Origin of the sequence: Kolteria novifilia (assembly GCA_007748055.1) — a bacterium.
Lineage (GTDB): Bacteria > Planctomycetota > Planctomycetia > Kolteriales > Kolteriaceae > Kolteria > Kolteria novifilia.
On sequence record CP036279.1, the window covers coordinates 6,798,787 to 6,815,626 of the forward strand.

14 protein-coding genes are annotated in these 16,840 nt (G+C 62.9%); 6 read left to right on the forward strand and 8 right to left on the reverse strand.

Annotation, left to right across the window (positions count from 1 at the left end):
* The first annotated feature begins 67 nt into the window (after positions 1-67).
* Positions 68-787, forward strand: coding sequence for an inorganic diphosphatase (locus Pan216_RS24985; protein ID WP_145262478.1), 720 nt, complete (start codon positions 68-70; stop codon positions 785-787).
* A gap of 337 nt (positions 788-1,124) precedes the next feature.
* On the opposite strand, the gene Pan216_RS24990 is transcribed toward Pan216_RS24985, so the two are convergent.
* Both Pan216_RS24990 and Pan216_RS24995 read right to left on the reverse strand, forming a co-directional pair.
* Positions 1,125-1,415, reverse strand: a complete 291-nt coding sequence (locus Pan216_RS24990) for a hypothetical protein (RefSeq protein WP_145262480.1) — start codon at positions 1,413-1,415, stop codon at positions 1,125-1,127.
* A gap of 443 nt (positions 1,416-1,858) precedes the next feature.
* A complete protein-coding gene (locus Pan216_RS24995) occupies positions 1,859-3,406 on the reverse strand; it encodes a N,N-dimethylformamidase beta subunit family domain-containing protein (protein WP_145262482.1) in 1,548 nt (515 codons plus the stop codon).
* Between the two features lie 212 nt (positions 3,407-3,618).
* Between Pan216_RS24995 and Pan216_RS25000 the strand changes: the two genes are divergently transcribed.
* Entirely contained in the window at positions 3,619-3,969 is a 351-nt protein-coding gene (locus Pan216_RS25000; protein WP_145262484.1) for an antibiotic biosynthesis monooxygenase family protein, read from the forward strand.
* A complete protein-coding gene (locus Pan216_RS25005) occupies positions 3,966-4,772 on the forward strand; it encodes a TrmH family RNA methyltransferase (RefSeq protein ID WP_145262486.1) in 807 nt (268 codons plus the stop codon). Before Pan216_RS25000 ends, Pan216_RS25005 begins: the two co-directional genes overlap by 4 nt.
* Positions 4,773-4,791: 19 nt before the next feature.
* Here Pan216_RS25005 and Pan216_RS25010 read toward each other — a convergent pair whose 3' ends face one another.
* Together Pan216_RS25010 and Pan216_RS25015 are read right to left on the reverse strand one after the other, a co-directional pair.
* Positions 4,792-4,977: a hypothetical protein gene (locus tag Pan216_RS25010; RefSeq protein ID WP_145262488.1), complete on the reverse strand. Its 186-nt coding sequence runs from the start codon at positions 4,975-4,977 to the stop codon at positions 4,792-4,794.
* A 424-nt stretch (positions 4,978-5,401) separates the two neighbouring features.
* Complete coding sequence (locus tag Pan216_RS25015) at positions 5,402-6,796, reverse strand: glycosyltransferase family 4 protein (protein WP_145262490.1); 1,395 nt, start codon at positions 6,794-6,796, stop codon at positions 5,402-5,404.
* Between the two features lie 343 nt (positions 6,797-7,139).
* Here Pan216_RS25015 and Pan216_RS25020 point away from each other — a divergent pair, with 343 nt between their 5' ends.
* From Pan216_RS25020 to Pan216_RS25030, 3 genes are all read left to right on the forward strand, one after another.
* Complete coding sequence (locus tag Pan216_RS25020) at positions 7,140-8,318, forward strand: trans-sulfuration enzyme family protein (protein ID WP_145262492.1); 1,179 nt, start codon at positions 7,140-7,142, stop codon at positions 8,316-8,318.
* 264 nt (positions 8,319-8,582) lie between these two features.
* Complete coding sequence (locus Pan216_RS25025; RefSeq protein ID WP_145262493.1) at positions 8,583-9,731, forward strand: trans-sulfuration enzyme family protein; 1,149 nt, start codon at positions 8,583-8,585, stop codon at positions 9,729-9,731.
* 201 nt (positions 9,732-9,932) lie between these two features.
* Positions 9,933-10,217: a PaaR repeat-containing protein gene (locus Pan216_RS25030; protein WP_145262495.1), complete on the forward strand. Its 285-nt coding sequence runs from the start codon at positions 9,933-9,935 to the stop codon at positions 10,215-10,217.
* Between the two features lie 579 nt (positions 10,218-10,796).
* Here Pan216_RS25030 and Pan216_RS25035 read toward each other — a convergent pair.
* From Pan216_RS25035 to Pan216_RS25050, 4 genes are all read right to left on the reverse strand, one after another.
* A complete protein-coding gene (locus Pan216_RS25035; protein ID WP_145262497.1) occupies positions 10,797-11,102 on the reverse strand; it encodes a Nif11 family protein in 306 nt (101 codons plus the stop codon).
* Between the two features lie 348 nt (positions 11,103-11,450).
* Entirely contained in the window at positions 11,451-13,592 is a 2,142-nt protein-coding gene (locus Pan216_RS25040) for a thioredoxin domain-containing protein (RefSeq protein ID WP_145262499.1), read from the reverse strand.
* 203 nt (positions 13,593-13,795) lie between these two features.
* A complete protein-coding gene (locus tag Pan216_RS25045; RefSeq protein WP_145262501.1) occupies positions 13,796-16,012 on the reverse strand; it encodes an ABC transporter permease subunit/CPBP intramembrane protease in 2,217 nt (738 codons plus the stop codon).
* On the reverse strand, positions 16,009-16,791 hold the full coding sequence (locus Pan216_RS25050; RefSeq protein ID WP_145262503.1) for an ABC transporter ATP-binding protein: 783 nt from the start codon (positions 16,789-16,791) through the stop codon (positions 16,009-16,011). Before Pan216_RS25050 ends, Pan216_RS25045 begins: the two co-directional genes overlap by 4 nt.
* Positions 16,792-16,840 lie beyond the last annotated feature (49 nt).

The following is a 16,840-nucleotide window of genomic DNA, read 5'->3' on the forward strand; positions in this document are numbered from 1 at the left end:
GCCACCAACCGCCCTTGGGCCACGGAACGCGTGACCCGAAGGGGGCCACGCCCGATGGGAGCCAATCATGCGTAGTTGCCAGGCAATGGTGATGGTGGCGTTCGTGGTCGTCTCGGCGAGCGAGAGCCCTGCGTCCGATCCCCCGAGGATCGCCCCCGGCCTCACGCGGGTCGACGCGGAGACGATCGCGGGCCCCAAGCACTTCGTCGACGGCTACCCGAGTGTCAATTCGGACGGCACCGTCAACGTCGTGGTCGAGATCCCCGCGGGCACCAACCAGAAGTGGGAAGTCGCGAAGGATTCGGGCGCCTTGACGTGGACCCATCTCGACGGCGCGCCGCGGAACGTGGCTTATCTCGCGTACCCGGCCAACTACGGGATGATTCCCCGGACGCTCTTGCCGGAGGATCGTGGCGGGGACGGCGATCCACTCGACGTGGTCGTGCTCGGACCGGCGTTGCCTCGGGGAGCGGTCGTCCCGGCGCGCATCGTCGGGGTGCTCCGCCTCGTCGATCGGGGCGAACAGGACGACAAACTCCTCGCCGTCCCGCTTCGGTCCCCCTACGACCAGATCGCCGATCTCCGCGAACTCGACGATCGCCTCCCGGGCGCGACCTCGATTCTGGAGACGTGGTTCACGAACTACAAAGGCAAGGACGTGGCTCGTTGCGAGGGCTTCGCCTCGAGGGAGAAGGCCTTGACGATCCTGAAGACCGCCATGGTGAGCTACGCCCGAGACCATGGTCGTCAGCCCACGAGCGAGACTCCCGCGACCTGTTGCCCCTGAACGCCGACTGTCGACACGACAGCACACAAGCGACCTACTGGTGCACCGTCTAGCAGCCAGTGAGTCGGGTGCCACTGGCTACTTGTCAGCCAGTGTGTCGGGTGCCATGCCCACGCCCGCCGTGGGCATGCTGAACTCGCCCGCCGTGGGCATGCTGAACTCGCCTTTGATTCGGCAAGATGCTGCACAAACGGTGGACGACGAATTTGCCCATCAGGAGACTAGCACACAGTCCCAGCTTGAAGTCGGTGTTCATGGAGCCTTTCATCTCTTGGCACTGGCTGACGAGCAGCCAGTGGCACCCGAGACTTCGCGATTCTCCGAAACAACCAGCGCACTACGGACCCATCATGACCGGAGGAGCAACGGTTGCTCCCGGACCGTAGACCGGGGCGGCCATCGGTTGCTGACAGCAGCAGCCACCTCCACCACCCTGCGCCGGCGGCGCCATTTGTCGAACACAGCAGGGAGCGCAGCTAAAGCATCGCCGACCGATGCACCAGTTGAAGCTGCAACCGGTCTGCGCCAGCAGAACGCCGGCAACGACGAGAGAGAAATATTGCTTCCAGCGCATGGCGAAGACCCTCTTGAACAATTGGTCAACCTCGCGAACGGACACCGTGGTCATCGGTCGCTCCGGTTGGGGCAGGCAGGCAACGCCGCTCAAGCCAGAGTTGCGGGACGTCCGCTGTCGAACCGAGCGAGCAACGCCGTTCGCGCTGAGGACTCCACGCCTCGCGAACGCTCTCGAGCTCGGCCTTCGGCACGTCGCACGTCCGATGACTAACGGGAACATATCCGGCAAACGGGAGGTCGACTGAAGTTCGAGCGAGTTCGCCCATGGGAATTCACCGATCGTCGGACGCACAATCGGCGCAGCGATCGTCTTGGACAAGGTCGTTGACTTGGGCGCAGGTCGGCCAGCCCCTACGACTGAGCGGACCCGAGCATCACGATCCACGAAACCCCGAAGGTTTGCCAAAGAACGCCGCCCGGCGCGATGTGCCCAAGATGACGGCGTGTCGAGGTGAACGACCGGCGAGTTGCTCGTGCCAGACCGATACGTTGCGATCAACCGAGGGCACGTGCGAGGAGGTTCCGAGTCATGCGCTCAACGCGCTCGTCCGGTCCATGCGGCCGCGACCAGTGAGACCAGGGAAGGATATGCCCCGGCGGGCTAGCGAGGCCCTGAGGCCACCAGATTGTCGACGCGTTGAAGACGATGTTCCCCTTCGGACCGGGAAAGATGACCGAGGTGTACTTACCCTCCCGCGTCCCGCCCGACCAGATCGGCCCTTCGGCGAGCACCTCGAGATGGGGGATCGACAGGTCGGGTTCGCCATGGTGCTCCCAACCGACAAGCCCCGGGATCGACTCGCCCCGCTTCATCCCCGTCCCCTCGAAGACCCAATGGTCGGGATGACGACACGTCCAATCGCCGCCGCCATTGAACGGCACGACCGAGCGAACGCCCATGATCTCCCGCTCGTCGGGCGCGGTCCCCTCCAAGGTGTCGAAGAGCCGTCGGTAGCTTTCGAGTTCCTCGTCGCGAAGCTCGCCGAAACAGCCGCGCCGCGAAATGATTCGTTTCTCCCGCCCCGACGTGGACCCTTCGAAGGGCGAGTCGATGAAGACCGAGTTGCCGCAGAGCCACAGCACGCTCGTCCCGGTGTTGATCGCGGCCTTGGTCGCGTGGAACTGCCGCGGATCCCAGTACTCGTCGTGGCCGACGCTGAGGAAGACCTTACCGCGAGAGATCGTTGCGGCCTCGATCGTGTCGGCATTGGAGACATAAGTCACGTCGTAGCCGTGCCGTTCCAGCCAGTAACTCAGCGGATACTCCCAAAGCAGGTACTCGCCCGATCCGATCGAGAGCGGATGGTCGTAGATCTGCACGTACTTGCCGTAGGGTCGGTCGAAGCTGACCGCGACGCCGGGGGCATGCGCTCCTCTGGGATCGGTGTAGAGCGACTCGTTGGCCGGCCAACGGTTGTAGGCTTGCCAGGTGTTGTCGCTGACTTGGAAGACGACCTCGGCGGGGCGGTTGTCCCGAACCACGAAGATGACGTAGCTCTGCCAATAGGGCTCGGACGGGGAGTCGGGGACCGTCGTCAGTTTGCCGAGATAGACGCCGCTCGGCCAGTCGTTGGGAATGGTGAGTTGATGGCTCGGCTCCCAACGGCATTCGCGAATCCGCCGCTCGCCGATCTCGGGGACGGACTGCGTCTTACCCTGGAGCGGCCCGATCGTCGCGAGCTGTCTTCCCCCTTTGCCGCCGTAGTAGCCCAGCCGGTAGAGGTCGAGGAGGAAGCGTCGAGCGGGCTTGGTGCTGACGTGGAAGGTGATCGTCTCGCCGGCGGCGACCGATTGGCGCGACGCGTAGCCCTCGATCAGGGATGTCCGGTACTTGCCGTCATTGACGCGCACCCGCGTCAGTTGCCAGTCGAGCGTTCCCTCCTTGGCGTTCTCTCGCTCGATGAGCGACGCTTGACGTTTCCCGTCCTTGTCGGCGGGACCAGCTTCCCCCGTGTGAACGGCGGCGGTTCCCGCGAGCGCCGCGGCGCCGGTCCCCTTGAGCAGATCACGTCGGTTGAGCTTCGCCTTCTCCTGGTCGGACATCGCTTCACCTTCCATTGGCGGGAGTGCCGCAAGCTCCTCGGCAGCTCGACGGCACGATTCGTTCGGGTTGTAATGGAGCTTCCACGATTCGGAAGCGGCTAGTTGCTCTATCATCCTCGACCCGCGAAGCGTGCTCAAGAGACTCCACGGCGGAAAGGTGCGTATAACAAGTCAGTGACGTCAAACGACGGGGACGATCCCACGGGAGGAGCATGTTCGAGTTCGCGGCAGATGTCGATCCGCCCTACTACGCCGTGATCTTCACGTCGCTCCGGCGGCGTGAGGAGAGCGACGCGTACGAACAGATGGCAGCGCGGATGCTCGGGTTGGCCGCCAAGCAACCGGGCTACCTCGGCGTGGAATCGGTTCGCGACCCCAGTCGGTTGGGAATCACCGTCTCGTACTGGAAGGATCTGGCGTCGATCAAGGCCTGGAAAGCACACGCCGACCATCTCGTCGCCCAGGAACTAGGCCGATCACGATGGTACGAAGCGTTCCGTGTCCGCATCTGCCGCGTTGAGAGCGAACGATCCATGTCCGCGATTGCACCGACCGAACCATGACCAACGAAGATTCGTCCCAATTGATTCCGATCGCGTCGGCGGACGATCCGCGCGTCGGGCACTTCGCCGACCTGAAGGGAGCCGCCCGGCTTCGCGATCAAGGGCTCTTCATCGCCGAGGGGAGCCGGCTGGTGGACCAGTTGCTTTCGTCGTCGTTCGAACCGCACTCTCTCCTCGTCGAGGAACGAATCGCCCGCGACTATCAGGGGATGGTGCCACCAGGGACCATCCTCTACGTCGCGACCAAGGACCTCATCGAGAGCCTCGTCGGATTTCGCTTTCATCGCGGCGTCCTCGCGTGCGCTCACCGGCAAGCATCGCCGCCACTGTCGGCGGTCGTCGCGGAACCCGGTCGGCAAACGCTCGTGGTCTGCTTGGGCGTGCAAGATCCGGTCAACCTGGGGACGATCATACGGACGTCACTCGCGCTCGGGGCCGACGCGATCCTTCTCGGCGAGGGCGCTCCCGATCCGTTTTCTCGGCGGGTGCTGCGTGCATCGATGGGGGCCGTGCTGAAGCTGCCCGTCGCGACGATGGAGAGAGTTGAAGCCGGTTTGGAGGAAGTGCGACGCGGGGACTTCGAACTGGTCGCGACGGTGGTGGGTCCGGAGGCAGTCCCCTTGGACCGGTTCGCGCGGCCGGCGCGAATGGCGCTGCTCTTGGGAAGCGAGGGAACGGGGCTTGGCGAGGAATGGATCGCGATGGCCGATCACCGGGTGACGATTCCGATCGCCGAACGCTGCGAATCGCTCAACGTCGCGATCGCCGCGGGGATCTTCCTGCACCACTGCCGCGCCAAGTGAGACGGAGTCGGCAAGAGACTCAGCGTGGATAGCGGTTCCAACGCAACTCCGACCCGATCACCGCCAACACCGCCACCCCATTGACCGCGCAAAACGCGAGAATGGTGTAAACCTCCGGTGCCGGCTCCGCTTGAATGGCCACTAGGGTTGTCATGCCAGTGGCAAGCGCGACCACGGCAACGAAGAGTCCTTCGACCCAATTCATCGCCACCTCTCCCCGGTCTAGAAAGAGTTCCTCATCGACATTGAGTAGATGTCACGTCGACCCATCCACCTCGATCGGGTCGTCGTCCTTGGCTGCTGGAAAGGGCGCCTTCCCAGCCAATGGTTGCGGGATCGGTCATTCAAGAAGCGTCGCCAAAACGTCGCTTCGCGAACACCGACATGTGGGACGTACGAATGAAAGGAAAACGAAGCCGCCGTGCGTCTCACAGTTTTAACGATAGCTCGCACTGGGAGGATGTTCAAACGAATTAAAGATGAGGTTTGAGAAGGTTCTGTTAGCAATTCGTTGAAGTATTCGCTACAGGCGACGAACGGCACTCTTGCCCCAATCACTGGCGACTCCCGCATGCCCACAATAAAAGCATGGGCACCGCCCCAAGAGATCTCTTGACGATGCGGGACTCCTACGTCGCCTCGTTCGCAGTCACCACCGAGGAAGCGACGCCGGATTCGAGCTTCTCGCGAGTTTCCTGGTCACTCGGCCGCTTGAGATAAAGATCGTAAATCGCCAGCGTGTCGGCCGCCATCATCTCCGCGCTGAAGGACCGATGCACACTCTCCTTCCCCAACCGGGCTAGCTCATCCCGGCCCGGATGGTCGGTGAGCATTTCCTCGAGCATCTCGGCGAGGTGCTCGGTGTCGTTGGGCCGATGGAGCCGTCCGCCACCGGTGGCCGAGAGCAACTCCGGAAAAGCGCCGTGGTCGGGCGTGATGACCGGAACTCCGCTCGCAAGGGCCTCGAGGACGTAGATCCCCTTTGGCTCGCGATAGGTGGTTGGCACCGAAAGGACATCGATCCGCTTGAGAAACTCGACCTTCCCTTGGCGATCGACACTGCCGTGATGCACGAAATTCCCCTCGGCGCCGGCACGGCGAATCTTCTCGAGTTGCTCTTCGAAGAACTTCTCGTCGTCCTTGCCGAGCCAACCGGCCGCGCGCAGCACGAGCTGCTCCATTCCCGGCCGCTTGCGAAGCTCGAGAAACGCGTCGACGAGCAAGTGAAATCCCTTGGCGGGGCAGATTCGGGCCAAGTAGCCAATCGCCGGCGGTTCGGTCGTCGCCCCGTCGGCGGAGGGTTGGTGCTCGTGATGGAAGTCGATCAAGTTGATCCCCATCGAGGCGATGTGAAACCGCTCGCGCGGAACGCCCAGGAGGGTCGCCATGTAGTCGGCATAGTAGTTGCTAAAGACGATGTAGCCGTCAATGTGATCCCCCAACCGCGCGATCGCTTCGAGCGCCTGGGAGAAGTAGGGCTCGGGAAGTCCCTCAAGGAAGAGATCGTCGCCTTGAAGCGTCACGAGGACCGGACAACCGAGACGTCGCTTGAGCTCCGGAATGCAGCCACCAATCAGGATGTTGCTCAGATTGATCAAGCTTGGGCGGATCGTTTCCTGCAGGAAGTGGGCGAGCCGGTCGACCTCCTTGCGAAGATTCCCCTGCTCTCCTCGCAGCATCGAAACGGTCAGTTTCCCCAGCTTCTCCGGGTTGGTGCGAATGCCGAAGCTCGCGAGCCAGCGAATGAGCCCCGGCCGATCGAGCCAGCGATCGAACGCTTGCGGCAGGTAGCGGAAGAAGGGAATCTTCTCCTGCAAGTAGACGTTGATGCCACCGAAGTAGACCTGTTCCTGACTGTTGTTGTCCTCGTCCGTGCGCAGCGGCGTGTAGGTCGGGATGAGCACGATGTCGCGCCCGAGCCGCTGGATCGCTCCCGCGAGGGCGTTGTCGCGCAGGCAACTGCCGCAGAACATGTTGGCGGCGCCCGCCGTCAAATAGGCGATCGTTTCCCGTGACTGACTCATGGATCGTTCCGTGGAGGGCGGCATTGTTTCGCTTTCGGCCATTATAGTCGCCCAGGGCGCCGATCTCCCGCGCAACTTCGCTCGGTCATCGTGCCTGCGACGCCCAAGAACGTCGGCCGCGGGCGCCCCGGCCAAGTTGAAAGAGAGAATCCGCAAACCTAAAACACCAACATGATTGGCGATGCCGTCGCGGACCCTCGGGCGGCACGCGGCCGTGAAACCAGAAGCCGAACGCCCGTGTGCGGCGGCAGGAACCCGAAACGGAGTCCGTGGAGCGATCCCCCTCCCAACGCAGTCTTCACTGTGTTCGAGTCACGGCCCCTTCTGTAACTCAGGCACCACCATGACGAAACGATCTGGTCTCTCGACCGTCAGTGTTCATGCCGGCGAGCAGCGTCAAAAATTCGGCGACGCGATGACCGATCCGATCTTCTGTACCTCGACCTATACGTTCGAGACCAATGACGACGTTCGCGCCTTCGCGGAGAAAAAGACCGAGCGAGAGGAGTACGGACGCTACGGCAGCCCCAACGAGCGCGTCGTCGAGCGGAAGCTCGCGGCCCTCGAAGGAGGCGAGGCGGCCGTCCTCTTCTCCTCCGGCATGGCCGCGTTCGTCGGCCTGCTGATGTCCAAAGTCAGCGCAGGCGACAACGTCGTCTTCTTCGACGAGTGCTACCACCGCAGTCGCGAGTTCTGCGTCAAGCATCTCTCGCGCTTCGGCGTCGAGTCGCGCCAGATCCCCACGGGGGACTACGAGGCCCTCGAACGGTCGATCGACGATCGCACCAAGATGCTCGTCTCCGAATCGCCGACCAACCCGCACCTCTCGGTGGTCGATCTCGAGCGCTTCATCGCCATCGCCCGCGACAGAAACGTCGAGTCGATGATCGATGCGACGCTGGCGACGCCGTACAACCTCCGCCCGCTCGACTACGGTATCGACTACGTTCTGCACTCCGCCACGAAATACCTCGGCGGCCACAACGATCTCCTGGCCGGCGTCGTGATCGGCTCGGCCGAGAAGATGGAGTCGGTTCGCTATCTGCGCGGTATCATGGGAGCCGTCAACTCCTCGATGAACGGCTTCCTGCTCCAGCGCGGCCTCAAGACCTTCTCGCTTCGCATGCAACAACACAACCAGAATGGAGCCACCCTCGCGGAGTTCCTCCACGATCACCCGAAGGTCGAACGCATCTGGTACCCGGGATTGCGAAGCCACCCCTACCACGACATCGCCCGCCAAACGATGAAGGGATTTGGCGGCCTACTGACCTTCACCGTCAAGGGAAACGCGGAGACCGCCAGCCGAGTCATCGACAAGGTCGAGATCCCTCGGATTGGCCCGAGCCTCGGCGGGGTCGAGTCGCTCATCGAGCAGCCGATGCTGATGAGCTACTTCAACATGACCCCCGAAGAGCGCGCCGCCGTCGGGATCGAAGACGCGATGATCCGCGTGTCGCTCGGCATCGAAGACACCGACGACCTCCTCGACGACTTCAAGACCGCCCTCGACGCGATCTAGCCGATCGGCTATCGGCTATCGAGCGACGGGTGCCACTGGCTGATTGTCAGCCAGTGCTCGAGTCATGAGAGAACGACCAAACATACCTGCTGTCGACGATTAGACGGAACACTTGTGTTTTGTCAAACGCCGACATTCGACTGATATCAATGCAAGCTGTTCTCGCTGGCTGACAAGCAGCCAGTGGCACCCGAATACTTACAACAGACACGACACCAGCGGTCGCCGCGGTCCAGCACCCGATCACCTTCGACGAGATCCACCATGCGTTTCCGAACTCAAGCGATCCATGCCGGCAATCACAAGGACCCCGAGACCGGAGCGGTGGTTCCCCCGATCCATGTCGCCTCGACCTACGTCCAACCCGGCGCCGGCGACTGGGGCAAGTTCGACTACGCTCGTAGCGGCAACCCGACCCGCGCGCGCCTCGAGGAGACCCTCGCGGCGATCGAGGGCGGCACCAACGCCCTGGCTTTCGCCACCGGCATGGCCGCGACTCACGCCGTGACCATGCTGCTCGAAGCCGGCGATCACATCGTCGCCGGTCAAGACATCTACGGGGGCAGTTATCGCCTCTTCCACAAGATCATCAATCGCTCCGGGATCACGGTGACCCTGGTGCCGCCGCACGACGTCGAGGCCTTCGAAAAGGCGATCACCCCGAAGACGAAGCTCCTTTGGCTCGAGTCGCCCGGCAACCCGCTGCTGACGATCACCGACCTCGAGGCCTGCGCCGGCGTCGCCCAAAAACACGGCATCCTCTCGGCGGTCGACAACACCTTCGCCAGTCCCGTCCTCACCCGACCGCTCGAGTTGGGTCTCGACATCGTGATGCACTCGGCGACCAAGTACCTCGGCGGCCATAGCGATTTGCTCGGCGGCGCCCTCGTCGTCAAGGATCGCGATCTCTTCGATCGACTCTACTTTGTCCAGAACGCGACCGGCGCGGTGATGTCCCCGTTCGAATCCTTCCTCTGCTCGCGCGGCATCAAGACCCTCGAACTGCGCGTTCGCGAGCACTGCCGCTCGGCGCTGCGGATCGCGACCTACCTCGATGAACATCCGAAGGTCTCGAAGGTCTTCTACCCTGGACTGGCCAATCATCCGGGGCATGAGACGGCGACCAAGCAGATGAAGGGTGGCTATGGCGGGATGCTGAGCTTTCAGCTCGATGCCGACTTCGAGGCGGCCCAGTCATTCGTCGGCCGGACCAAACTTTTTCAACTCGCCGTCAGTCTCGGCGCGGTCGAATCACTTATCGAGCAGCCCGCCTCGATGTCGCACGCGAGCTACGATCGCGAGGACCGACTTGCTCACGGCATCGAGGACAGCCTCATTCGGCTCTCGATCGGGCTCGAGGATCCCGACGATCTGATCGAGGATCTGGAGATGGCCCTCGCCGGCGTGTCGTGATCTCGGACGTTTCCTTCGCCGAGGAGGTCCGAGGACTCATGCGAGCCGCGCAAATCGCGTCGTTCCCGCATACCGACGCGAGCGTCGTCGTCGAACACTCGGCCAAAACTTGCGGCTTTCGTTCGCCATCGGGCACGCGAAGATCGTAAAAGAGGAACAGCGTCGGCGGGTACTCGTTCCCCGGCAAGAGGATCCAAGCGAATGTTCCCGACAGCCTTTCTCGGAATTCCAACGCTCACCGGCGACGCGATCGTCGGCCCCGGAGCCCCCACCGTCATCATCGGCGTCGCCCCCGTCTCGTGTACCGGCGACGCGGTCACCGGAGCCGCTTGCACCGGAACGGTCGGCGTCGGCAGCTTCACCGTCCTCGCCTGCGGCCGTCCCGTCAACCGGCTGAGCACGCCGGTCATGGGCGTCAATCCCGCCAGCGGAGTCCCCGTCACCACCGCCACCGGCGCCGGCTCTCCCACCGTCCTCACGTCCTAGCCCTAGTCCTCTGGTCCATCGAATTTCTTGGTGCCGTTGGCTGCTTGTCAGCCAGTGCCAAAGGAGCGCGAGGCTCCGTTTCGGCTTGGGTGCCATGCTCCACGCTGGCGTGGGCATGCAAAGAGGATCACGCTGGCGTGGGCATGCAAAGAGGATCACGCTGGCGTGGGCATGCGGAACACGCCTATGATTGGGCAATCTTCCACACGAACTGAGGGCCGAGATTCAATGTAACGAACTTGCCAATCAGGACACGAGGCTTCGTCTCAAAAGTCGATCGTCGGCCCGAGGCACAGCGAGCTGGTGGGGGACGAGGAAGTCGAAACAGGCGAATCCGTTGGATTCGTCGATGCAGACGGACAAAGTCCCGCGGCAACGTAGCCAGCCGAAGCCAGAGCCAACTTTTGAGACCGAACCTAGCATCCCGTTGGTCTATTCGCTGCCGGCTGCAAACCGATCTTCTGACCAATCTCGGCGTTGAATAACCTCGACAAATCTACGGATTCGCCTGCGTGCTTCCTCCTTGATCTTGGCCAACAGGGCTCGTTCTCGCCTTGGCCCTCTTGGATGATCGGACTGCTAGCCGAAGCTGCCGGAGCGCTCGCCAAAGAGTAGCGGGACCACCGGCAACCCCTTGACCCCGGCGAGTTGTTCGAGGGAGACCTCCGGCGGTTCCAACCCCGCTTGGCGGTACTGTCGTTTCATCTCGTTGGCGAAGGCCTGCCGATAGTCGTCGGCGGTGATCGCGAAGCCTTCATCGTTGGCGATCTCGACCAGCATGGGCAAGACATCGTCGCCGCTGGCTTGGACGAACGTAAGCCGTTTGCGCAGTCGGTAATCGTCGTGAACCCTGAGGATGAATCGCCATACTTCGTCGACTGACATCGTTTCCCACCCCGTGGACTCCGCGGACGCAAGCTCATGACCACCACATGAATCACGCGTCGGCGGGACTCCCAATGATTCTTACGTGCTGATCGGTCTCCGGTGACGGCCGAATCTCGGGATGGTCCGCTCGCGGAACGTTGAGCGATTCGGAGCGGGCCGCGAACTGTTCTCGCGCCTCATCTGCTGCTCCTAGGAGCTATGCCGAGTCAATGGGGCCGACGGCGTTCCAGGATCCCCACGCAAGCGTGATCCTCTTTGTGCCCACGCAAGCGTGATCCTCTTTGTGCCCACGCAAGCGTGATCCTTGTGTCCCCCAAGAGTTTTGGCCAACGAATCGATGCGACACTAGGGGATGGCGACGCGTTCGTCCTTGGCCGGCTTGGGGGGAGCGACTTCCGGCAAATCGGCGAGCATCTTCACCAGCGGGACCTTGATCTCCTCGAGCGACTTGGTCGAAATGTTCGGCCCCAGTTCCAAGAGCAGTCGCGCCGCTTCATCATACTCGCCACAGAGCCAGCAAATCCCGGCGTACTTCGTCTTCAGATTGAAGCGTTGCTGGACGTCGAAGGAAGGCTCCGCCAGCGCCCCTTCGTAGAGGTCGCGAAAGTTCTCGTAGATGCCCGGCATGCGGAAGGCGTCGGAACGCTCGCTCAACTCGCCGCCGATGTCATTGATGACGTCATAGAAGCAGAACGGCACGTAGGTGTCGAAGCGATGGGTGTTGAGACACTCGACTCCAAAGGCGATCATCTCGTGATGCGTGCCCCCCCAACGGGGACGCTTCCCCCAGCGCATGTGTTCGTATGCCGGATAGTAGTCGAACTGGGCCGCGACCGTTTCATCGAACCAGAAACGCATCGTTTCGTCGGCGACTCCACCACGGGAGATCGAGAGCCTCGCCAACTGCCGGGCCCCCTCGGGAAGCTCGGGATGACGATCCCACGCATCGAGGTAGTAGGCTCGCGACGCCTCCTGATGAAGCCCAAAGTAGCGCCACCCCTCGTCGGTCACCGTCCGCGCGTAGCCACTGCCGCGCGCGGCCCACGCAATCTCTTGATGGTAAGCGCCGAGGACAAGGTCGCGAATCCACGGGTCGGCCCGCCCATCAGCAACGATCGCTTTGGCGATGAGGTAGTTGCGATCGGGGATGTGATCGTAAAGGATGTTCTCGCGTTCGTAGCCGTAGAAACGCTTCTCCTCCGGGGTGAAGGGGCCTTTCGCGGCCTCGACATACTCATGGCACGCTTGCCGATTCCACTTCCCGGCTTCGCGCTGCTTGAACAGATCGTTGGTGCCGACCAAGACTTTGCCAAGGAACAAGGGGGCCAAACGCCGCGTGAGGATGGGGTAATCGCTCTTCGGAAAGAGCTCGGCCGCGTCGCGAAGAACCTCCTCGGCGCGATGATAGACCTTCTTCCGCCACAAGACGTAACCGTACGCAGTCAGGACGAGTGGGTCGCGGCCGCCGGACTCGACGGCGCGCCGGCCGTGCTCAAACGCCAGTTCGACTTGCTCCGAAGTCCCTTGCTTGGGGTAGAGCTGCGCGACTTGCTGAAGCAGCGCCAGCTCATCGCTATCCTTCGATTTGTCGGCGTCGTCTTGCTGGAGATACGGATCGACCATCAAACGCGCGACATAAGCGGGATAGTGCCGGTCGAGTTCCCGCTTGAGCCGCCTACTTTCCTTGGGAAGCGGGCGCGAGGGATGGTCGCGGAACGCCTCGGCGACCTTGCCGACAACCTTGGGATTGGGGGTTCGGAACCAGTCCTCCGGCGTCGCCTCGATGTACGCGACTCGCTTCGCCTCCCGCAAGAGGTCACAGATCTTCGTCTCGGAACCGTTGGTCACGATGGCTCGCAGGTTGAATTCCCGATCGACCAAGTGGAACCCAGGGGTCATCCCGCGAATCGTCGGGTGCTGGTGCTCCTTCCTTCCCCCGAGGACGATCATGTTGTCGAACTTGTCGAGCCCGAAGTGCTTCTCCCAAGCTTGCAAGCTCTCCGCGGTCGGCGGCTTCATCTTCATGTCGTAGAAGATGATCGAGACGAGTTGTAGCCGTTCATCGGTCGGTTCGATCTTCCCGTATCGTCGGAGCAGTGTGTCGATCGAGGCCAAGCGCGGCTGAGGCTGCATCCCGCCAAAGCCGCCACAGAGACTGCCCCCCGCCAATCCCTGCGAGCCCGGACAGGGCATGCCGACGTACTCGATCAAGAGCGGCTGCCCGGAGAAGGACGCAAGCTGGACCTCGTTCCCCCGCGTGTCGATCAGCGTGAAGTCGGGGTAGCGCTCCCCCTCGCTTGGCGGCCAAATCCCAGCCCCGACTTCCGGCGGGTCGACCGGCTTGGGTTTCGGCAAGGGCTTGCCCGGTCCGAGCGTGACCGGATCGCTGAAGGCACCGGTTTCGGCGACGAAGACGTAGCCGAGGATGCCGAGTCCAACCCCAACCGCCACCAGCGTGACGATACCCACTCGGATCAAACTCGCCATTCGAACGCTCCTCGCCCTTGGTGGCGTGGCCGAACACCACGCGACACGCGGATTCGCCCCCCAACAGGTCTACTCTCCAACACTGATCCAAAATGTCCAGCGAGTTCTTGAAAAGACCGACCACCATTCGGCCAGCGCGAACCCCGAGCGGACCCGCGGGCGCGGCCGCGAGCGAGGTTCCACGAACATCAATCGGAGCGGTATCAGGTACATTCCGTGGGCATGGGTGTCGGTCGGGAGCGTTCCATCACGATGACGGCACCGACGCACACCAGCACCGCCGCCGCGCACCACGAGAGTGGCAAGTGAGCCGAGTCGACCGTCAGCAACTGGATCTTCGACAGGAAATCCGACCGAAACGACAGGAAGACGACAAGCCCGTTGTGGCACGCGTGCAGCAACATCGGTGGGAAGATACTCCCCGTTCGGTAGCGGACCCAGCCGAGCGCCAAGCCCATCAGCAGGCTCGGGAAGAGCCGCTCGACGAGAATGCCCTGGGCGCTGACGACGTGGAATAGCCCGAAGAGGACCGCGGTCACGAGAATCGTCCGCGCCGCACTTAGTCGGGGCTCGAGTGTTCGATAGAAGTATCCTCGAAAGAAGAACTCTTCGGCAATCGCGGGAACGAGGACCAATGCCCCGATCACCAGCCAAGGAGGCATTTTTCGCAGCCGCATTACCGTCACCGCGCCGCGTTCGAGAATCGACCGATCGACCGTCTCGAAGCCGAGCAGGTTTGTCGCCACCACGAGCTCATGACACAGCGGCCACAGCGAAAGCCCGAAGAGGATCGCGGCGAGAAATCCGAGGAGACTCGCACCGCGCCACGCGAAGGCTTTTCGCAGCGTCACGTTCCCCATCCACGCCGCCAGCAACGGAAAGAGTCCGAAGACGATCAACAGCGCCACGGCGGCACAAAACAGTCGCCACGGGGCCTGAAGCGAACTCTGGGCGATCCCCCCATTGGCCAAGATGAAGAGCGGGAAGATCAGCGAAATACACCCCATCGCGCCGCTGAGCGTCGGCGCGTCGATCGGCGTTCGGCGCCGCCGCCAGAAATCACGCCAACGGGTCTCGGTGTCGTAGAGCATCTGGTCGGACCCGAAGACGCGCGCCGCCAGCGCGATCGCCGAGATGGCATAGAGCAACGTCGAGAGGATCACCACCGCCATGATCGACGGCTTGACTGCCCCGTTGAGCAGGTCGCGCACCAACAGCGAGATATTCAGCAGCGGCACGACCGCCAAACCGAGCTTGAGTTGAATCCCCGGCAACATGCTCGCGACCCCCGGCACCAGCGCGGCCAGTGTCAGCGGGATCAGGTGCGCTTGCGCTTCCTTGAAACTCTGCGCGAAGCTGGTCACCGCCAGCAGCACCGCGGAGAAGAACGCCGCGAACAGAAACAGCGAGAGCGCCAGCGCCACCATCGTCGACCCGGTCAGTCCCTGGGAGCCGAGCAGGGTCTTGCCCAGCCCGCTGAGCCGGAGGGTGATCAGCAGCATCAGCAGGTTGACGCTCGCGGTGAGCAGCGCGACGGTGAGGACCGCCGAGTACTTCGCCAGCAAGAGCCTCACGCGGGGCACGGGCGCGGCCATGAGGACTTCGAGCGTCCCCCGTTCGCGTTCCCCGGCCGTCAAGTCGATCGCGGGATAGACCGCCCCGGTGATCGTCATCATCAGCAGGATCAGCGGCAGGACCGCCGCCAACGGAATCGCCGCCTCCTCCTCTTCCGACTTGACGGTGATGGTTTTGCTCTGGACGGGCATCACCCGTTGCAAGTCCCCGTGCGACTGCAAGCGGGCCTGGAGCATCGCCTGGTTGGCGAGCGAGAGCCTGCGTTTGAGAAAGTCGACCCCTTTTCGGCCGCGCGGGTTCCCTTCGCGAACAATGAACTCCCAGTCGATCTCGATCGTCTTCGACGACTCGTCGAGCTGGGGCGACGACTCGCCGCGCCGAACGCCGACATCGACGTTGATCCCCTGAACCGCATCCTCGACATCCTCGGTCAGGTAGAGTCGCCCGATCGCCTCCTTGACCGGTTCGGTCGAGTTCGGCAGCAGCGCGTTGGCCTGCTCGACGCGGGGCTCCTCCTCCGGGACGTAGGGCTCGAACTGCGCCGCGACATTGAGCAGGTTCAGAAAGATCGCCCGGTCCTCGGGCGACACGAACCCGAGGTGGTACACGATGCGATCGGGCCTCGGCGCGTTGCTGAGCAAGTAGGTCTGAAACGCGATCGTCACCAACGGATAGAGCACCAGCGGCATCACGACGAGGGTCACGATCGTCCGGCGATCACGCAACGTTTCGCGCAGTTCCTTGCGAGCCAGCCGCGCCCAGCGCAGCAGTTCGCCCCGCTTGGTCGACACCGCTGGAAGCCCACTGGGAAGCGACGGCACCCGTGCATCCTTGCCATCGTTCACGAAGCGACCTCCTTGACCTCGGCCAGATCCTTCGGTTCGAGAAACGGAGCCTCTCCCGAAAGCTGCAGAAACATGTCGGTGAGCGTTTCACATCCGGTTCGCGCTTGCAGCTCCTCGAGCGTTCCCTCGCTGATGATTCGGCCCCCACACATCAGGCCAAACCGATCGCAAAGCCGCTCGGCTTCTTCCAAACGATGGGTACAGAGGATCGCCCCTTTGCCCAGTTCGCGCAGATGGCGAATGAAGGCGGCCACGAGCTGCGACCCCATCACGTCCAATCCCGCGGTCGGCTCATCCAAGAGGACCACCGAAGGGTCGTGAATCAGCGCCCGCGCCAGCGAAGCCCGTTGTTTTTGGCCCGTGCTGAGCGTCGAACAGGAGCGATCGAGCAGATGCGAAATCCCGAGCAGCCCCGCCAATTCGTCGATCCGTCCCTTGGTCACGTCGGGGGCGACGCCGTAGAGATCGGCGAAAAAAGCGAGCATTTCGCGAAGACTAAGCCAGCGGTAGACACCCGTTCCGGAGGTGACCAGGCCGACGCGCCGTTTGACCTCCTCGGGTTCGATATCCGATCGGAAGCCCGCGACGGAAGCCCATCCGCCCGACGAGGGGAGCAGTCCCAAGAGCATGCGCAGCGTCGTGGTCTTCCCGGCGCCGTTGGGACCCAGGAGCCCATAGACTTCCCCCGCGTGGACCTCGAACGAGACCCCGTCGACGGCGTTGAGTTCCTTCCCGCTCGCCAGGGAAAACGTCTTCGACAAAGACTCCACATTGATCATTGGTAGGTCGATGGTCGTGGTCTCCCCAAGTTCCGGGCACGATGGCAGG

What these genes read in the sequence shown, in the direction of transcription:
- Pan216_RS24995 (WP_145262482.1), bottom strand. Translation starts at nt 3,406, where the DNA reads ATGTCCGACCAGGAGAAGGCGAAGCTCAACCGACGTGATCTGCTCAAG.
- Pan216_RS25035 (WP_145262497.1), bottom strand. Translation starts at nt 11,102, where the DNA reads ATGTCAGTCGACGAAGTATGGCGATTCATCCTCAGGGTTCACGACGAT.
- Pan216_RS25005 (WP_145262486.1), top strand. Translation starts at nt 3,966, where the DNA reads ATGACCAACGAAGATTCGTCCCAATTGATTCCGATCGCGTCGGCGGAC.
- Pan216_RS25020 (WP_145262492.1), top strand. Translation starts at nt 7,140, where the DNA reads ATGACGAAACGATCTGGTCTCTCGACCGTCAGTGTTCATGCCGGCGAG.
- Pan216_RS24990 (WP_145262480.1), bottom strand. Translation starts at nt 1,415, where the DNA reads ATGACCACGGTGTCCGTTCGCGAGGTTGACCAATTGTTCAAGAGGGTC.
- Pan216_RS25000 (WP_145262484.1), top strand. Translation starts at nt 3,619, where the DNA reads ATGTTCGAGTTCGCGGCAGATGTCGATCCGCCCTACTACGCCGTGATC.
- Pan216_RS25015 (WP_145262490.1), bottom strand. Translation starts at nt 6,796, where the DNA reads ATGAGTCAGTCACGGGAAACGATCGCCTATTTGACGGCGGGCGCCGCC.
- Pan216_RS25040 (WP_145262499.1), bottom strand. Translation starts at nt 13,592, where the DNA reads ATGGCGAGTTTGATCCGAGTGGGTATCGTCACGCTGGTGGCGGTTGGG.
- Pan216_RS24985 (WP_145262478.1), top strand. Translation starts at nt 68, where the DNA reads ATGCGTAGTTGCCAGGCAATGGTGATGGTGGCGTTCGTGGTCGTCTCG.
- Pan216_RS25025 (WP_145262493.1), top strand. Translation starts at nt 8,583, where the DNA reads ATGCGTTTCCGAACTCAAGCGATCCATGCCGGCAATCACAAGGACCCC.
- Pan216_RS25010 (WP_145262488.1), bottom strand. Translation starts at nt 4,977, where the DNA reads ATGAATTGGGTCGAAGGACTCTTCGTTGCCGTGGTCGCGCTTGCCACT.
- Pan216_RS25030 (WP_145262495.1), top strand. Translation starts at nt 9,933, where the DNA reads ATGTTCCCGACAGCCTTTCTCGGAATTCCAACGCTCACCGGCGACGCG.
- Pan216_RS25050 (WP_145262503.1), bottom strand. Translation starts at nt 16,791, where the DNA reads ATGATCAATGTGGAGTCTTTGTCGAAGACGTTTTCCCTGGCGAGCGGG.